The sequence below is a fragment of the Candidatus Methylomirabilota bacterium genome (assembly GCA_035260325.1).
Taxonomy (GTDB): domain Bacteria; phylum Methylomirabilota; class Methylomirabilia; order Rokubacteriales; family CSP1-6; genus AR19.
Genome location: DATFVL010000315.1, coordinates 1 through 15,826, shown reverse-complemented (window position 1 = coordinate 15,826; position 15,826 = coordinate 1). Strand labels below are relative to the sequence as shown.

The window sequence follows — 15,826 nt, the reverse complement described above, 5'->3', positions numbered from 1 at the left end:
GCACTTCCGGGAGACCGGGGTGCCCGATTTGCTTTCCTGCTACTGCTACGGGTGGCTCGGCCTCAGATGGCGCGCGGCGTGCTGATCAGCGGGCAGGCGTTGGACGGGGGCCAGTGAAGGAGGACGTGGGCATACCGGCTCGGGTCCATGTCGGCCCCGGTCCGCCGGAAATACGCTTGCCAGAACCGGCCGATGTTCTCCGCGAGCGCGGCCGACCTCGCGGACGCCCCCGACACGTAGACGCATACGCCCGAGAGCTTGGGGATGAGGCCTTTCGCGTCCAGCTCGGAAAGGGTCTTCTCGATCGTGGCAGAGCTCCAGGAGAGCCGTTCGAAGTCGTACGGCGGATTGTCCTCGATCATGTCGGACATCAGGACGAGCACTTTCCGTCGCGACTCATCGTGGAACAGTTTCTGGGCGATGAGGAGCGAGCTGAAGATGTCGGTTTGCGGGCTCGAATAGCGCTTCGCGAACACGTGCGCGATGTCCGTCCTGATCTTCTCCTTGACTTGGAGGGCCTGGGCCTCGATTTCCTTGGCCTGGCGGTTGTACTTCAAGACGTTGTTGAGCCACCCGTTGAACTCGGGTTTCGCCGGCAGGCTGGCCTCGACGAGAGGACGGAAGTCGGTCAGGGTCTTGTCGTGGATGGGGGCGATCAAGAGTCTGTCTCCCGCCGAGAGCGAAGGGAGGATCTCGCTCTCGATCTCCCGCCGGAACGACGCCCGGTCTTCTATCGTGACGCTCTGGGAGAAGTCGACGAAGATGACGACAGCCGTCCCGTGTTGGACGGCGGCCGGCGTGGAGGGCGCGCAGCCGGTCATCAGGAAAAGCGCCTGCGTCATCACGACGAGAACCCAGGGCGTCAGTCGGCATCGAACGAGGGACTCACCGACCATCCAACGCCCCGTTCTCGCCGTTCAGGGAGACTTCCGGCCACCACTCCAGCTTGGGGAACTCGGGACTCCTCCTGAAGGAGTACGGCGGCAACAGTCGGCGGAAGCGAATGTTGGTCTGCCGGTACAGCGCCACCCGCTGGTTGGTGAGCGCCCGAACCTGTTCGACCTGGCTCTTGGCCGCCTGGATCTCCCCGTTGATCTTGGGGCCGATCTGGAAGAGCCTCTTGCGGACGGCGTTCCGCTTCCGGTCCAGCGAGATGAGCGACTTGTGGAACCGGTCCAGATTCTCGTCCGGATCGTGCGCGAAGTACGAGGCGGTCAGGGCACCGAAGAAGATCAGACTGTTGAGCGCGAAGAGGGCCCAGGCCAGGTTCCCCTGGTCGGCAGCCGCGGTGGCTCCCGCAGAGGCCTGGGACGAGATATAGGTGTTCCTCAGCAGGCTCACCGCGTACAGGGCCCCGCCAACCGAGATAGGCGTCAGGAGCCCGATCAGGATGTTGCCGGCCAGGCGGGGAAGCGCGTGCCGCAGGTGGATCCCGATGAACACGCCGATGAGCGGGATCATGATCGCGAGGGTGGACGCCATCACGTATGTCAGGTACTCGGCCTCCCCGAACAGGCGGAACACGACGGTGTTCAGGGGGAACTCCCCGATGCCGAGGAATATGATCAGCGCCCAGTGCAGCGCGGACGGGAAGGGAATCGTCACGTCCCGCCCCAGCTCCTGGGACCGGGCCTTGTAGCCTTCGGCGATCGACTGGATCCGGTGTTCGATGTCCTCCAGGCGTCTCAGAAAGACCTGGAGCACCGGCTGGAGCTTGGCGACCCGGCCCGAGGCCTGCTTGTAGATTCGCTGAACCTCTTGTTCCCCATAAGCGATCAATGCCTGCTCGAACGGCGCCGGCATGTACGACCCCATCTCCGGGAGGTTTCGCTCTCCGTCCTGCTGGCCTTCGGCCTGGATGCGCTCCTCAGTGAACGGGGTGGGTGGCTCCTCAGGCGCGATGCGAGGCAGACGCATCACTGCTAGGCCTCGTGCTTCTTGAGAACCGAGGTCAGCTCATCGATGAGGAATTTCATGTTGTCCAGGACGGTGTCCTCGGTGGAGTAGAGGTCGGTCATCCGCTTCATGACCGCCTGGTAGTCGACTTTGACCTGGGCGAGCGTCATGTGGATCCCGTCGACGCTGGTCCGGAGCTGCTCCCGTTCCTGCCGCAGGGAGAACCAGCGCTTTTGGAGCGCCTCGAGCTGGTCGCGCATCTCGCTGGACTGCTGGACCAGTTCCCGGTACTCGGTGATGGCCTCGATAATTCGTTTGACTTCCGTGTCATTGAGCACCGTGCGACTCCTTTCTCAGTTCGAGGTGGCCATTCCGCCACCGGCTTTGTCCTACAAACGAATCTTCCGCAATTACCCCCATACTCGGATCCGTGGCAGCGGAGCCCGGACTGCTGCCACCTAGACCGGCGTCCATGCTTGTACAAAGGACGTGCCACGGCTAACCCCTCGAAAATCGGACTCTTTGCGCCTGACAGCTGGACGATCTGGCACGGCAACTGCGAGTTCGGCACGTGCTCCGTGACGCGGAGACGGTCCTCGCGCAACTCCGAGAGTGGATTGATGGACTCAACACCTGCGCGCCGCACTCGGCCCTCGCGACCTGTCCTTCGCCAAAACCGCGTCCGACTCGCTTGGCGAGCGTCCGTGCTCTTGTGACAGGCCAAGACGCGGGAGACTGGTAGGAGACAGGGACTGTCAAGCCATCGGCCTTGGCACGGACAGACGTGGTTCCCAGTGTGGGACGGAGGGCAGTCAGAAGGGCTTTCAGGCGAACCACGGGCAAGTCATGGCCGCCGCTCGCGCGAGGTGGACCACGAGACCTCAAAGCGGAAGGCCACGTGTGCTGTGTGTAGTGTCGTGGATTGCAGGCCCCCGCAACCAACGACGTGACGCGGTCGTCGCCGCTAGGACTTCACCCCCCCCTGCGCTTTGGCTGTCACCGTTTCTGTAACCGTGAGATCGGTTCTGAACGGTTTCTAGCCGCCGGCAGCGCTGGCGCCCGAGAAAATCTGTGCTATAACTACGCGTCGTTACGGAGAGGTGTGGTGGCGGCGGTAGTCCTCATAAGCCCCGTGTCGGAGGTTCAATTCCTCCCACCGCCACCACTTCAGCGCGAGGCGAAGGTGAGGGAATGAGCGACATCCTGGTGGAGCACGAGGGCGCGATCGCGACGGTCGTCTTCAACCGGCCGAAGCTCCGCAACGCGATCAGCCTCGCGATGTGGACCGAGATCGCGCGCGTGACCGAGGGGCTCGGGAAGGACGACTCGGTCCGCGCGATCGTCTACCGCGGCGCGGGGCGCGACGCGTTCGCCTCCGGCGCCGACATCTCCGAGTTCAAGGAGCACCGCAAGGACACCGCGACCTCGCTCCGCTACAACGAGCAGACCGCCGCCGCGTACCGGGGGATCCGCGACTGCCCGAAGCCCACCGTCGCGATGATCTTCGGCTTCTGCATGGGCGGCGCGATGGCGATCGCGATGGCGTGCGACCTGCGCTTCGCCGCCGAGGGCTCGAAGTTCGGCATCCCCGCCGCGAAGCTCAACATCATTTATCCGCCCGACTCGGTCAGCCAGCTCGTGGACCTCGTCGGCCCCGCGTACGCGAAGGACATCCTGTTCTCGGCGCGCGCGGTGGGCGACCGCGAGGCGGTCGCGATGGGCCTGATCCAGCGCCTCGTGCCGCCCGGCGAGCTCGAGCCGACCACCTACGACTACCTCCGCGAGGTCTCCGAGAACGCGCCCCTGTCCGTCCGCGGCTCCAAGCAGACGATCCAGTCCTACCTCCAGGGCCTGACGGACGAGCGCCGCCAGCGGCTCCGGGAGCTGGCGCTCGAGGCGTTCGAGAGCGAGGACTACAAGGAGGGCACGCGGGCGTTCCTCGAGAAGCGGGCGCCCCGGTTCCAGGGCCGCTAGCGGCCGCTGGTGCGCTTCGAGCTTCTCACCTCGACGCCGCTCTCGCCGACCGAGGGGAGCGGCACCTTCGTCGCGATCGACGGCCTGGCGCGCGGGCTCGCGGCGCTCGGCCACGTGATGGCGGTGCGGCCCCTCCGGCTCCGCACTCGCTTCCACACGCTCGACCGCCTGCTCTACAACGTGGGCGCGCTCGCCGCGCCCCCGGCGGGCGACGTCGTCGTCGGCGTCGATCTGGACGGGTTTCTGTGGGCCTGGAGAAGCCCGCGGCAGCGCTTCGTCGTCATGCTCAAGGGCGTCATCGTCGACGAGCTCCGGAACGAGCGCGGCCTCGTGCGGGCGCTCCTCTCCGTCCAGGCGCGCTGGGAGCGGCTCAACACCGCGCGCGCCGACCGCGTGATCGTGCCGAGCCGCTACTCGGCGTCCGTCGCGGCGCAGGCGTACGCGATTCCGCGCGACAAGGTGGCCGTCGTGCCCGAGCCGATCGATCTCGCGGAGTGGCGCCGGCGGTTCGCCGCCGCCGGGGGATCGCGGAGCGCCCGGCCGACCGTTCTTTCCGTTGCGCGCATGTACCCCCGGAAGCGCCTCGGCGATCTCCTGCAGGCCGCCGTGATCCTCCGGGAGCGAATCCCCGGGGTCCAGGTCCGCATCGTAGGGGGAGGTCCGGAGTCCGCCCGCCTCGGGGCGCTTCACGCCGGGCTCGGCCTGGGGGACGCGGCGGTGCTGCTTGGCGAGGTCTCACGGGCACAACTCGCCGTAGAATATGTCGGTGCCTGGTGTTTCTGCCTCCCGACGGTCCAGGAAGGGTTCGGGCTGGTGTTCGCGGAGGCGATGGCGGTGGGGCTGCCCGTGGTGTCGTGCCGCGCGGCGGCCGTGCCCGAGATCGTCGAGGACCGGCGGACCGGCTTTCTGGTGAACCCGGGGAGCCCGGGCGAGCTCGCGATGGCGATGGAGACATTGCTCACGAACAGGGGACTCGCGCAGGACTTCGGTGCCGCCGGCGCGCGCCGCGTGGAAGCGTTCGATCTGGTGCCGGTGGCGCGCCGGTTCCTGGAGGCGCTGCCGTGAGCGTGGCTGTGCGAGCGAGAGCCGCAGGCGAGGCGAGCCTGTGAACGGGATCGCGTACAGCACGCGGCGTTTCGGCTTCTCGGCCGGCCACCGCTACTGGGTGGACGCCTGGCCGGCCGCCGAAAACGAGCGGACGTTCGGCAAGCTGACGGTCCCGCACGGGCACAACTACACGCTCGACGTGACGATCCGCGGGGCGATCGACCCGCAGACGGGCATGGTGGTGGACCTCGCCGAGCTGAAGCGGATCGTCGGCGAGACCGTCGTGGACCGCTTCGATCACGCGGACCTCTCCGCCGACCCGCTCTTCCGCGGCCGGGTCGCGACGACCGAGAACATCGCGATCGCGGTGTGGGAGCTCCTGGCCCCGAAGCTCGGCGCCGACCGGCTCTGGCAGGTGCGCGTCTGGGAGGATCCGACGCTGTTCGTGGACTACCGGGGCGCCTGATGGTCGAGCTGACGCGCGTCTACCACTTCAGCGCCGCCCACCGGCTCGAGAACCGGGCGCTCTCGCTGGAGGCCAACGCGGCACTCTACGGCGACTGCCACCGCGCCCACGGCCACAACTACTACCTCGAGGTCACCGTCGCCGGGCGGCCCGATCCCGTGACCGGCATGGCGGCGGACCTCGGCCGGCTCGACGCGGCGGTGCACCGCGCGGTCCTCGACCGCGTGGACCACCGGGCGCTCGAGGAGGTCCCGGCGCTCCACGGCGTCGTCACGACGGGCGAGAGCCTCGCGCGTGCGTTCTGGCGTATCCTTGAACCCGAGGTGGGCGCCGCGGCCCTCCGGCGGGTCGGCGTCGTGGAGACTGCGAAGAACCGATTCGACTACCGAGGCGGAGCGTGATGATCGAAAAGCTGATCGAGCAGCTTCTGAAGGAGCTCGGCGAGGACGCGCACCGCGAGGGGCTCGAGAAGACCCCCGAGCGCGTCGCGAAGGCCCTGCGCTACCTCACGTCCGGCTACGACCAGGACGTGAAGGAAATCCTGAACGGCGCCATGTTCGTCGAGGACTACGACGAGATGGTGATCGTGAAGGACATCGACTTTTTCAGCGTCTGTGAACATCATCTCATTCCATTTTTTGGCAAGGCCCACATCGCGTACATGCCTCGCAAAAAGATCGTGGGGCTCTCCAAGCTCCCGCGCCTGGTCGAGATGTACAGCCGCCGGCTCCAGGTGCAGGAGCGGCTCACGACGCAGATCGCGAACACGCTGAACGAGGCGCTCCAGCCGCGCGGCGTCGCGGTCGTCGTGGAGGCGATCCACCTCTGCATGGTCATGCGCGGGGTGGAGAAGCAGAACTCCAAGGCGGTGACCTCCGCGATGCTCGGCGCCTTCCGGGACCGGCCGGAGACGCGCGCGGAGTTCATGGAGCTGATCAAGTCGCGTCGGGGGCTCGAGATATGACCGCCGGGCGGTCGATGGACGGCCAGGTCGCGATCGTCACGGGCGCGGGGCGCGGCATCGGCCGCGCGATCGCCGAGGCGTTCGCGCGCGAGGGCGCGGCGGTGGTGCTCGCGGCACGCACGCGCCAGCAGATCGCCGAGGTGGCGGCCGCGATCAAGGCGGCCGGCGGCCGCGCGCTTGCCGTCCCGACCGACGTCACGCAGGACGCCGCGGTGGTGGCGCTCGTGGAGCAGACGGTCGCCGACTTCGGGCGCCTGGACGTGCTCGTGACGGCCGCGGGCACGGCGTCGTTCGGGCCGGTGGTCGGGACGAAGCCCGAGGACTGGGACGCGATGCTCGCGGTGAACCTCCGCGCCGTGATGGCGTGCTGTCGCGCCGTGCTGCCCGTGATGGTCCACCAGCACCGCGGCACGATCCTGAACATCGCCTCCGTGGCCGCGCAGCGCTTCATCCCCGGGTCCGCGGCCTACGCGGCGACCAAGGCGGGCGTGGTCGTCTGGAGCCGGGTGCTCCGCGAGGAGGTCCGCGCCGAGGGCGTGCGCGTCGGCGTGCTCGTGCCGGGCGCCGTGGACACGCCGCTCTGGGACACGATCCCCCAGGGACCGGACCGGAGCCGGATGCTCAAGCCCGAGGACGTGGCCCGCGCCGCGGTGCTCATGGCCTCGCTGCCGCCCCACGCGTCGCTCGAGGATCTGACCCTTCTGCCGGCGGGCGGCATCCTGTGATACGATGACTCCAACGGCCCGCTCCAGGAAGGTCAGGCGATTCGGGAGGATCGAATGGTCACGATGACTGAGACGGCGGCGAAGAAGATCTCGGAGCTCAAGCTCGAAGAGGGCAAGCCCGCGTGGGGGCTCCGGATCCGCATCGTCGGCGGCGGCTGCTCCGGCATGTCCTACGAGCTCGGCTGGGAGGACCAGCAGAGCCCGGACGACAAGGTCGTCGAGGCCCAGGGCATCAAGGTCTACGTCGACAAGCTCAGCGTGCCCTACCTCGAGGGCAGCGAGATCGACTACGTCGAGAACAACATGATGGGCGCGGGCTTCGCGATCAAGAACCCGAACGTGAAGTCGAGCTGCGGCTGCGGCCAGTCCCACCGCTTCTAGACGCTGATCCTGCCGTGCGTGTCCGGGTCCGCCTCTTCGCCCGGTACCGTGAAGCCGCGGGGCGGGAGCGGATCGAGATCGATCTCCCCGAGGGTGGCACCGTCGAGTCGGCGTGGTCCGCCGTCGCCGCGCGCCACCCCGAGCTCGCGCGCTTCCGCCCGTTCACGCTGTTTGCCGTCGGCCAGGAGTACGTCGAGCCCGACCACACGCTGGCGCCCGGCGACGAGCTCTGCCTGTTCCCGCCGGTGAGCGGCGGTGCCCCGGACGATGTCTTCAGGGTGGTCGGGGAGCCGCTCTCACCCGACGCCGTCGCCCGCGAGGTGGACCATCCCGGCGCCGGCGGCGTCGTGATCTTCTCGGGCGTCGTGCGGAACGAGACGGGCGGCCGCCCCGTGAAGTTCCTCGAGTACGAGGCCCACGCGCCGATGGCCGAGGCGAAGATGCGGGAGATCGGCACGGCGATCCGCGCCCGCTGGCCCTCGATCAAGCGCGTGGCGATGCTCCACCGCGTCGGGCGGCTCGAGATCGGCGAGGCGAGCGTGCTGATCGCGGTCTCGGCGGCGCACCGGCAGGAGGCGTTCGAGGCGTGCAAGTACGCGATCGACACGCTCAAGCGCACGGTGCCGGTCTGGAAGAAGGAGCACTTCGCGGACGGCGAGGTCTGGGTCGGGCTCCAAGGCGGGTAGGCGGGTGAGCCTCCTCGGCGCGATCGAGCGCACCCTTCGCCGCCACGCGATGCTCGCTGGCGGCGAAACCGTCTTGGTCGCCGTCTCCGGCGGCGCCGACTCCGTCGCCCTGCTGCGCGTGCTCACCCGGCTCGCGCCCGCGTGGCGTCTCTCGCTCCACATCCTGCACGTGGACCACCAGATGCGGCCCGAGTCCTCGCGGGACGCCGCGTTCGTCCGGACGCTCGGCGAGCGGCTCGGCGTCCCCGTGGAGGTCGCGACGGTCGAGGTGGAGCATGGCGATTCGCTCGAGGCCGCGGCGCGCCGGGCGCGCTATACAGCGCTCGAGGCCGGCGCCGACCGGGTCGGCGCCGACCGGATCGCCTTGGGCCACACCGCCGACGACCAGGCCGAGACCGTCCTCATGCGACTGCTCGAGGGCACGGGCGTCCGCGGCCTGGCGGGCATCCCGCCGGTCCGCGGCCGCGTGATCCGCCCCCTCCTCGAGTGCCGACGCGCCGCGCTCGTCGAGGAGCTCCGCCGGGCGGGGCTCGACTGGGTCGAGGACCCGACCAACCGCGACCCGAAGTTCCTCCGGAACCGGATCCGCCACGAGCTGCTCCCGCTCCTCGCCGAGTCCTACAACCCCGGGATCGCCGACGCGCTGGCCCGTGTGGCGGCGCTCACGCGTGAGGCGGTGAATGCGCTCGAGCGGACCGCCGCAGTCGAGCTCGAGCGGCTCGCCGCGGTCGGGGACGGCGCCGTCACGCTCCCGCTCGGCGCGCTGCGCACGCTGCCGAGGCAGGTCGCGGCCGAGGTCCTGCGCCAGGCCGCGGGACGCCTGGGGAGCCGGGCGCCGCTCCGCGCCTGGGCCCACCGCGGGCTCCGCCGCGTCCTCGTCGAGCCCGCGCCGCGCCGCCCGTTCCGCCTCGCCGGCGTGACGCTCGAGGTGAGCGGGCCGCGCGTGCGGCTCTCGCTCGCGGCCCTCCCCGCGCTGGTCGAGCGCGTGCTCGCCGTCCCGGGACGCGTCGAGCTGCCCGAGATCGGCGCGGCGCTCGTGGCGACGCTCGTGGAGGCCGAGCGCTACGCGATCCCCGACGAGGCGTGCCGCGTCGCGTTCGACGCCGACGAGCTTCCGCCCGCGCTCGTCGTGCGTCCGCGGCGTGCGGGCGACGGCGTCGAGCCGTTCGGCGGGGGCCGGCGCAAGCTGAAGGACCTTCTGATCGACGCCAAGGTGCCGCGCTGGGAGCGCGACCGGGTGCCGGTGATCGAGGCCGCCGGCCGGACCCTCTGGGTGGCGGGCGTCCGGCGCGGCGCCGCGGCGCCGGTGACGGCGCACACGCGCCGCGTGCTCGAGCTCGCGCTCGTGCCGCTGGCGGAACCGGGCACCGCCCGGTAGAATCGCCGTGAGCGCTCCCGGGGGACACTCCATGAGAACGACGCTCGCCGTGCTCCTCGTCCTCGCCTCCGTCCTGCCGGCCGACGCCCAGCAGCGGACGCCACCCAAGATCGACGCGCGCGCCGTGCTCCGCGCCCTCGAGGACGCGTTCAGCGCGGTCGCCGACCGCGCGACGCCCGCCGTCGTCAACGTCACCACGGTGCCGAAGCGCGGCGCCGTCGAGGAGTCGCCCGAGCGGTTCAGGGAGTACTTCGGCGAGGAGTTCTACGAGCGCTTCTTCGGCCGGCGGCCGCGCGAGGAGCAGCGCACGAGTGGCTCGGGCGTGATCGTGGATCCAAAGGGATACATCTTGACGAACAACCACGTCATCGAGAACGCTCAGGACGTCACCGTGCGCCTCTCGGACGGACGGAAGCTCGCCGCGAAGGTCGTGGGCCGGGATCCGAAGACGGACCTCGCGGTCCTCAAGGTGGACGCGCCCGGGCCGCTGCCGGTCGCCGAGCTGGGCGACTCGGACCACCTCCGCGTGGGCCAGTGGGCGATCGCGATCGGCAACCCGTTCGGCCTCGACCGCACCGTGACGGTCGGCATCATCTCCGCGACGGCGCGCAACCGCGTCGGCGTGACGCAGTACGAGAACTTCATCCAGACGGACGCGTCCATCAACCCGGGCAACTCGGGAGGGCCGCTCCTGAACCTCGACGGCAAGGTGATCGGGATCAACACGGCGATCGTCGCCGCGGGGCAGGGCATCGGCTTCTCGATCCCGATCAACCAGGCGAAGGACGTGATGCGCCAGCTCATCGCGGGCGGCCGCGTGGTGCGCGGCTGGCTCGGGATCGCGATCCAGGACGTCACCGACGAGCTCTCGGGCACCTTCGGCGTGAAGGAGCGCGAGGGCGTGCTGGTCGCCGACGTCATGAAGGGCGGGCCGGCCGAGGCCGCCGGCGTCCGGCCGGGCGACGTGATCGTCGAGCTCAACGGCGCGCCGATCAAGGAGGTGCCCGAGCTCCAGCGCCGCGTCGCCGGCGTCGCGCCCGGCCAGGTCGCGCGGCTCACCGTCCTGCGCGACCGGCAGCCCGTGCGGCTCAGCGTGAAGATCGGCGAGATGCCCGCGGACGAGCCCGCGCCCGCCGCGGTCGTGCCGGACGAGGAGGGCTGGGGGCTTCGGGTCGAGCCGCTGAGCGCCGACATGGCGCAGAGGCTGAACCTGCCGGTCGCGCAGGGCCTGCTCGTGACCGACGTCGCGCCGGGCGGCCCGGCCGACCGCGCGGGCGTGCGGCGCGGCGACGTGATCGTCGAGGCGGGCCGCACGCCCGTCTCCGAGCCCGCCGCGCTCTTCCGGGCGCTCGCGCAGCTCAAGCCCGGCGAGCGCCTCCTGATCTTCGTCCAGCGGCCGGGGACGGGCGGTAAGAGCGAGTACCTCGTCATGGAGCGCGAGAAGCAGCCGTGATCCCGGACGTGCCGAAGCTCGCGCGGCGCGGCACCGTCCTCGTCGTCGACGACGAGGAAGGAGTCCGGGCGTCCGTGCGGGCGATCCTCGAGGAGACGTGCGACGTCCTCGAGGCCGAGAACGGCGCCGAGGCCCTCGAGATCCTGCGCGCCAACGACGTGGATCTGGTGATGCTCGACCAGCGCATGCCCGGCGAGCCGGGCATCGACGTGCTCCCACGCGTCAAGGCGGCCGACCCGACGACGGTCGTCGTCGTGGTCACGGCGGTACGCGAGGTGCGGACCGCGGTCGAGGCGCTCAAGCGCGGCGCCTGGGACTACCTCACGAAGCCGTTCGACGTGGACGACATCCTGCTCCTCTCCCAGCGCGCGTTCGAGAAGCGCGCGCTCGAGCGCGAGGTGCTCTACCTGCGCTCGGCGCTCGCGGGCAGCGCGCCGGACGCCGCGGCGGGCACGGGCTTCGAGGGCCTGGTGGGCCGCCACCCCGAGATGGTGAAGATCTACCAGACCATCACGCAGATCGCCGACACGCCGACGACCGTGCTCGTCACCGGCGAGAGCGGGACCGGCAAGGAGCTGGTGGCGCGCGCGCTCCACGCGCGGAGCGAGCGGCGGGCGCGGGCCTTCGTCGCGGTCAACGTGGCCGCCATCCCCGACGCGCTCGTCGAGTCGGAGCTCTTCGGCCACGAGAAGGGCGCCTTCACCGGCGCCCACGCGCGGAAGCTCGGCAAGTTCGAGCTCGCCCAGGGCGGCACGGTCTTCCTCGACGAGATCGGCTCGCTCCGGCTCGACCTCCAGACGAAGCTCCTGCGCGTGCTGCAGGAGCGCGAGATCGAGCGGCTCGGCGGCATCCGCGCGATCCCGGTGGACGTCCGCGTGGTGGCCGCGACCAACGTGAATCTCCGGGCGGCCGTGCGCGCGCGCGAGTTCCGCGAGGACCTCTACTACCGGCTCAACGTGGTCCCCGTCCACGTGCCGCCCCTCCGCGAGCGGCGCGAGGACATCCCGTTCCTCCTCGAGCACTTCGTGCGGAAGACCGCGCGCGAGTGCCGGCGCGACGTGCGGGGCGTCTCGGCGGGCGCCCTCGAGGTACTCACGCGCTACGACTGGCCGGGGAACGTGCGCGAGCTCGAGAACGTGATCTACCGCGCGGTCGTGCTGGCGCGCAACCCGGTCATCCAGCTCCAGGACGTGCCGCTCGACGTCGCGATCCCCGAGACCGGCGCGCGCCTGGCCGAGGACACGGGACCGCCGCTCCGCGACGCGATGGGCCAGTTCGAGCGCCAGTACATCCTGCGCGTGCTCGAGCGCGTGGGCTGGAACGTGAGCCGCGCGGCGCGCGACCTCGGCGTGCACCGGAACACGATCCTCGCCAAGCTCTCCGCCTGGGGCATTCAGCGCCCCGCGAGCGGCGACGCGCGGAGCCTCTCGCTCTAGCCGCTCCGCACGGTCCGCGCCGCCTCCGGTTTGCCCGCCGGGGCCCACAGGCGGCGGGGTGAGAGGGGGATGAGACCTCTCTCATCCGGCCAGGAGCGCGTACATCGCGCGCCAGAGCTCGAAGAGGTCGCGCGCGTCCTGCCGGCCCGTCCTCCCGCCGCCGCCCTCCACGTGCTCGAGGATGCCGACGAGCAGGAGCGTGGTGTTCCCCGGGCGCGCGGCCGCGAGGCGCAGGCTTTCGGTGTAGGGGACCGTCGGGTCGCCGCGCCCGTGCACGAGGACGAGCCGCCCCGGGATCTCGCGCGCGACGCCGAGCGGGGACATCGAATCGAGGTAGCGTCGGAGGTCCGGAGGCAGCGCGGCGAGGAACCGCGCGGCGCGCTCGGGATCCCCGGTCATGAGCTCCGCCCGCGCGCGGGGATCCAGCAGATCGGCGTTGGCGCGGACGAACTCGCCCACGAGCCGCGGATCGCGGGCGACGCGCCCGCGCACGCCGCCGTACTCGTACGTCCCCGTGAGCCAGAAGCGGACGACCTCGAGCGCCGACGCGTAGCCCCCGAGGCTCACGACGGCGCTCACGCGATCCCGGACGCTCGGATCGGCCGCCGCGAGCAGGGCGGGCCCGGACCCCACGCTCACGCCGAGGACGACGGCCGGTCCCGGCCGCGCCGCGAGCGTCGCGACGACGGCGCCCACGTCCTCCGGACGCAGGCGGCCGCGCGTGAGCCCGGGGACCGTGGGCACGGCGACGTCGAAGCCGGAGCGGGCGAGCAGCTCGGCCGCCTCGCGCAGGCGCGGGTCGTCCTTGCCCTCGGCCGTCGCGCCGTGGACGAGGACGAGCCGGCGCCCGGCGCCGAGCCCCGCCGGCACGTAGCGGTCGGCCGCCACGCCGGGGACGGCCAGGGCCTCGCGCGCGGGCGCCGACGTGAGGGCCGAGAGGGGCGCGTACCGCCCCTGACTGAGCAACTCGACGAGGAACGCCCCGGCGACGAGCGCGGTGTGGCCGGCCTGGGCGACGGGGAGGACGAGGACGAGGGCGAGGAGGAGAGCGGCGAGCCGGGCTACTTCCGGTTGACGCACTTCACGAGGCGCCATCCGTTGAACATGTTCACCTTCGCCACCAGCTCGGGCACGAGGCCGACCTGGGTGAGGAGCGGCCCGAGCGCCAGATTCGACTTCCAGCCCAGGCGCGTGCAGACCGGCGCGACGAGGTCCTCGAGCCAGCCCATGAGCCGGCGCTCGCTCCGGAAGTGGTTCAGGACGACGATGACGCCGCCGGGCTTCACCACCCGGCGCATCTCGCGGAGGACGGCGACGGGATCGGGGACCGCGGAGATCGTGTAGGTCGCCACCGCCTTGTCGAACTCGTCGTCGCCGAAGTCCATGGACGTGGCGTCCATGACCTTGAGCGTGACGTTCGGCATCGCGAGCGTCTCGACGCGCTCGACCGCCTTGTCGAGCATCTCCTGCGAGAGGTCGATGCCGGTGAGCGCGCAGGTGGCGGGGTAGAGCGGGAGGTTGAGCCCGGTGCCGATGCCGACCTCGAGCACGGAGTCGCTTCGCTGGAGCGCGAGCTGCCTGACGGCCGCCGTGCGGCCCGGCGAGAAGATCCAGTCGAAGATGAAGTCGTAGACGGGGGCGTACAGCTCGTATGCGCGCTCGACCTGCCTCTTCTCCAACGCCGCGTCCACTCAGCGCCCTCCAGACGTCATGGATGTGAGGCCGGCCAACGGCGGATCAAACCGGAAGGTATTCTAACCGCCCGCGGGAGCCGTTGCCAAGAGAGTTAATCGCGTCATGGTCCGTCCGTCTTCCGCGGAGCTAGACGAGCCAGCGGAGCAGCGCCGTCGCGAGCGAGAGGAAGATCGTCACGCCGAGCACGTCCTGGAACGCCGTCTCGAAGGGCCCGGCGGTCAGCGCGGGATCGAAGCCGAGGCGCTTGGAGAGCATCGGGATCGCCGTGCCGGCGGCGCCCGAGAGGTTGACGGAGATGAACATCGAGACGCCGACCACGAGACCGAACGGCGGCGAGTGCCAGAGGGAGCCGACCGCCCCGACGAGGGCGCCGCAGATCGCGCCGAGGATGCTGGAGGTCACGATCTGGCGGCGAAGCGGCTCCCACCAGCGCGAGAGCACCACGCGACCGGTGGCGAGGCCGCGGACGACCATCGTCACCGACTGGAGCCCCGTGTTTCCCGAGATCGCCTGGATGACCGGCATGAAGGAGGCGAGCAGGATGACCCGGCTGAGCGTCCGGTCGAAGTACGAGATGATGACCCCCGCGCACAGCTCGATCAGCAGCGTCGCGAGCACCCACGGCAAGCGCAGCAGGGCGACCTCGCGCGGCGAACGCCGCTCGAGCTCGGCCGCATCCGATCCGGCGATTCTGAAGATGTCCTCCGTCGCCTCCTCACCGAGAATGTCGACGACGTCGTCCACCGCGATCGTCCCCACGAGGTGCTGTCGCTGATCCACCACGGGCACGGCGACCAGGTCATATTTCGCCACGGTCCTCGCGACGTCCTCCTGGTCCGTGTCCGTGGTCACGCTGACGATCTGGTCGTTGCAGATCTCCAGGACCGGCGTGCGGGGATCCGCGGTCAGGAGGCGACGGAGCGGGACGACGCCGATCAGGTGATGGTGGTCGTCCACGACGTAGAGCTCGAAGGCCCGGTCCTCCGTTACCGATCGGCGGATGTGCTCGATCGCCCCCTCGGCGGTCGTCCGCTCGTTGACCGCCACGTAGTCCGGCGACATGAGGCGGCCCGCGGACTGTTCCGGGTAATCGAGGAGCTCCTGGACCTCCTCGGATTGTTTCTCCGCCATGAGATCCAGGATCTTTTCGGCATCTTCGGTCGGGAGCTCCTCGACCACGTCCGCGGCGTGCTCGGGCGGCATCTCCTCGAGGATCTCGGACGCTTCGACCTGGCCGAGGGCCTGGACCAGCTCGCGCTGGTTCTGATCGTCCAGCTCGGCCAGCACGTCGCCGGCCCGCTCTCGGCTCAGGAGACGGAAGAGTGCCGCCTGCTCCGGGAGGGGAAGCTGGCGGAGGAGCGCCGCGATGTCGGCCGCGTGCGCACCCTCCAGCGCCTCGCGGTCACGCGGGTCGGCCGTGCGATCTATGAGGCGTCTCGCGGCCTGCGGCAGGGGTGCGCGCTCGTCCATGGCTCTCGGAAGTCGCTGGATCAGGCCCCGAACTTCGTCAGCCGCAGGGCGTTGGCCATGACGAGCGGCATCAGGTGGTGCGAGGGAAAGACGCCGAGCGAGCCCGCCGCGCACGCCCGCTCGGTGAACCGGGTGACCGGGTCGGCGCCGCACCAGCGGCTCCAGACGAGGACCGGCACGGGCTGCCAGCCGTGGGCGGCGAGCACCGAGGGGGTCGCGTGGTCGCCCGTGACCACGAGCACGTCGGGCGCGAGC

The 15,826-nt window shown here is 70.5% G+C and carries 18 protein-coding genes; 11 read left to right on the top strand and 7 right to left on the bottom strand.

Features of this window, described 5'->3' with window-relative positions:
• Positions 1–62 precede the first annotated feature (62 nt).
• The 3 genes from VKG64_20140 to VKG64_20130 are packed head-to-tail and all read right to left on the bottom strand — an operon-like array spanning position 63 to position 2,234.
• On the bottom strand, positions 63–845 hold the full coding sequence (locus tag VKG64_20140) for a hypothetical protein (GenBank protein ID HKB27351.1): 783 nt from the start codon (positions 843–845) through the stop codon (positions 63–65).
• Positions 846–885: 40 nt separating this feature from the next.
• Positions 886–1,920, bottom strand: coding sequence for a hypothetical protein (locus tag VKG64_20135; GenBank protein HKB27350.1), 1,035 nt, complete (start codon positions 1,918–1,920; stop codon positions 886–888).
• Between the two features lie 2 nt (positions 1,921–1,922).
• Positions 1,923–2,234 carry a hypothetical protein gene (locus tag VKG64_20130; protein HKB27349.1) on the bottom strand — a complete coding sequence of 104 codons (312 nt, stop codon included), beginning with the start codon at positions 2,232–2,234 and terminating at the stop codon, positions 1,923–1,925.
• A gap of 853 nt (positions 2,235–3,087) precedes the next feature.
• On the opposite strand from VKG64_20130, the gene VKG64_20125 reads away from it, so the two are divergent.
• The 11 genes from VKG64_20125 to VKG64_20075 are packed head-to-tail and all read left to right on the top strand — an operon-like array spanning position 3,088 to position 12,406.
• Complete coding sequence (locus VKG64_20125) at positions 3,088–3,870, top strand: enoyl-CoA hydratase (protein HKB27348.1); 783 nt, start codon at positions 3,088–3,090, stop codon at positions 3,868–3,870.
• Between the two features lie 9 nt (positions 3,871–3,879).
• Positions 3,880–4,935 carry a glycosyltransferase family 4 protein gene (locus tag VKG64_20120; protein ID HKB27347.1) on the top strand — a complete coding sequence of 352 codons (1,056 nt, stop codon included), beginning with the start codon at positions 3,880–3,882 and terminating at the stop codon, positions 4,933–4,935.
• Positions 4,936–4,975: 40 nt separating this feature from the next.
• The gene (locus VKG64_20115; protein ID HKB27346.1) at positions 4,976–5,383 is read left to right on the top strand and encodes a 6-carboxytetrahydropterin synthase; all 408 of its coding nucleotides are present in this window, start codon (positions 4,976–4,978) and stop codon (positions 5,381–5,383) included.
• Positions 5,383–5,784, top strand: a complete 402-nt coding sequence (locus tag VKG64_20110) for a 6-carboxytetrahydropterin synthase (protein ID HKB27345.1) — start codon at positions 5,383–5,385, stop codon at positions 5,782–5,784. Before VKG64_20115 ends, VKG64_20110 begins: the two co-directional genes overlap by 1 nt.
• Positions 5,784–6,347 (top strand): GTP cyclohydrolase I FolE, encoded by a 564-nt coding sequence (folE, locus tag VKG64_20105; GenBank protein HKB27344.1) that lies wholly within the window; start codon positions 5,784–5,786, stop codon positions 6,345–6,347. Before VKG64_20110 ends, folE begins: the two co-directional genes overlap by 1 nt.
• Entirely contained in the window at positions 6,344–7,072 is a 729-nt protein-coding gene (locus VKG64_20100; GenBank protein HKB27343.1) for an SDR family NAD(P)-dependent oxidoreductase, read from the top strand. Before folE ends, VKG64_20100 begins: the two co-directional genes overlap by 4 nt.
• A gap of 54 nt (positions 7,073–7,126) precedes the next feature.
• Entirely contained in the window at positions 7,127–7,453 is a 327-nt protein-coding gene (locus VKG64_20095) for an iron-sulfur cluster assembly accessory protein (protein ID HKB27342.1), read from the top strand.
• 14 nt (positions 7,454–7,467) lie between these two features.
• A complete protein-coding gene (locus tag VKG64_20090) occupies positions 7,468–8,139 on the top strand; it encodes a molybdenum cofactor biosynthesis protein MoaE (GenBank protein ID HKB27341.1) in 672 nt (223 codons plus the stop codon).
• 4 nt (positions 8,140–8,143) lie between these two features.
• Complete coding sequence (gene tilS, locus VKG64_20085; protein HKB27340.1) at positions 8,144–9,517, top strand: tRNA lysidine(34) synthetase TilS; 1,374 nt, start codon at positions 8,144–8,146, stop codon at positions 9,515–9,517.
• A gap of 31 nt (positions 9,518–9,548) precedes the next feature.
• On the top strand, positions 9,549–10,970 hold the full coding sequence (locus VKG64_20080) for a DegQ family serine endoprotease (protein ID HKB27339.1): 1,422 nt from the start codon (positions 9,549–9,551) through the stop codon (positions 10,968–10,970).
• Positions 10,967–12,406 carry a sigma-54 dependent transcriptional regulator gene (locus VKG64_20075; GenBank protein HKB27338.1) on the top strand — a complete coding sequence of 480 codons (1,440 nt, stop codon included), beginning with the start codon at positions 10,967–10,969 and terminating at the stop codon, positions 12,404–12,406. The genes VKG64_20080 and VKG64_20075 overlap by 4 nt, the downstream gene beginning before the upstream one ends.
• A gap of 81 nt (positions 12,407–12,487) precedes the next feature.
• On the opposite strand, the gene VKG64_20070 is transcribed toward VKG64_20075, so the two are convergent.
• From VKG64_20070 to VKG64_20055, 4 genes are all read right to left on the bottom strand, one after another.
• Positions 12,488–13,501 carry an alpha/beta fold hydrolase gene (locus VKG64_20070; GenBank protein HKB27337.1) on the bottom strand — a complete coding sequence of 338 codons (1,014 nt, stop codon included), beginning with the start codon at positions 13,499–13,501 and terminating at the stop codon, positions 12,488–12,490.
• Positions 13,468–14,097: a class I SAM-dependent methyltransferase gene (locus VKG64_20065; GenBank protein ID HKB27336.1), complete on the bottom strand. Its 630-nt coding sequence runs from the start codon at positions 14,095–14,097 to the stop codon at positions 13,468–13,470. The genes VKG64_20070 and VKG64_20065 overlap by 34 nt, the downstream gene beginning before the upstream one ends.
• Before the next feature lie 130 nt (positions 14,098–14,227).
• Positions 14,228–15,571 carry a magnesium transporter gene (mgtE, locus tag VKG64_20060; protein HKB27335.1) on the bottom strand — a complete coding sequence of 448 codons (1,344 nt, stop codon included), beginning with the start codon at positions 15,569–15,571 and terminating at the stop codon, positions 14,228–14,230.
• A 20-nt stretch (positions 15,572–15,591) separates the two neighbouring features.
• The coding region (locus VKG64_20055; GenBank protein HKB27334.1) for a phosphoglycerate mutase at positions 15,592–15,826 on the bottom strand (235 nt) is incomplete at its 5' end.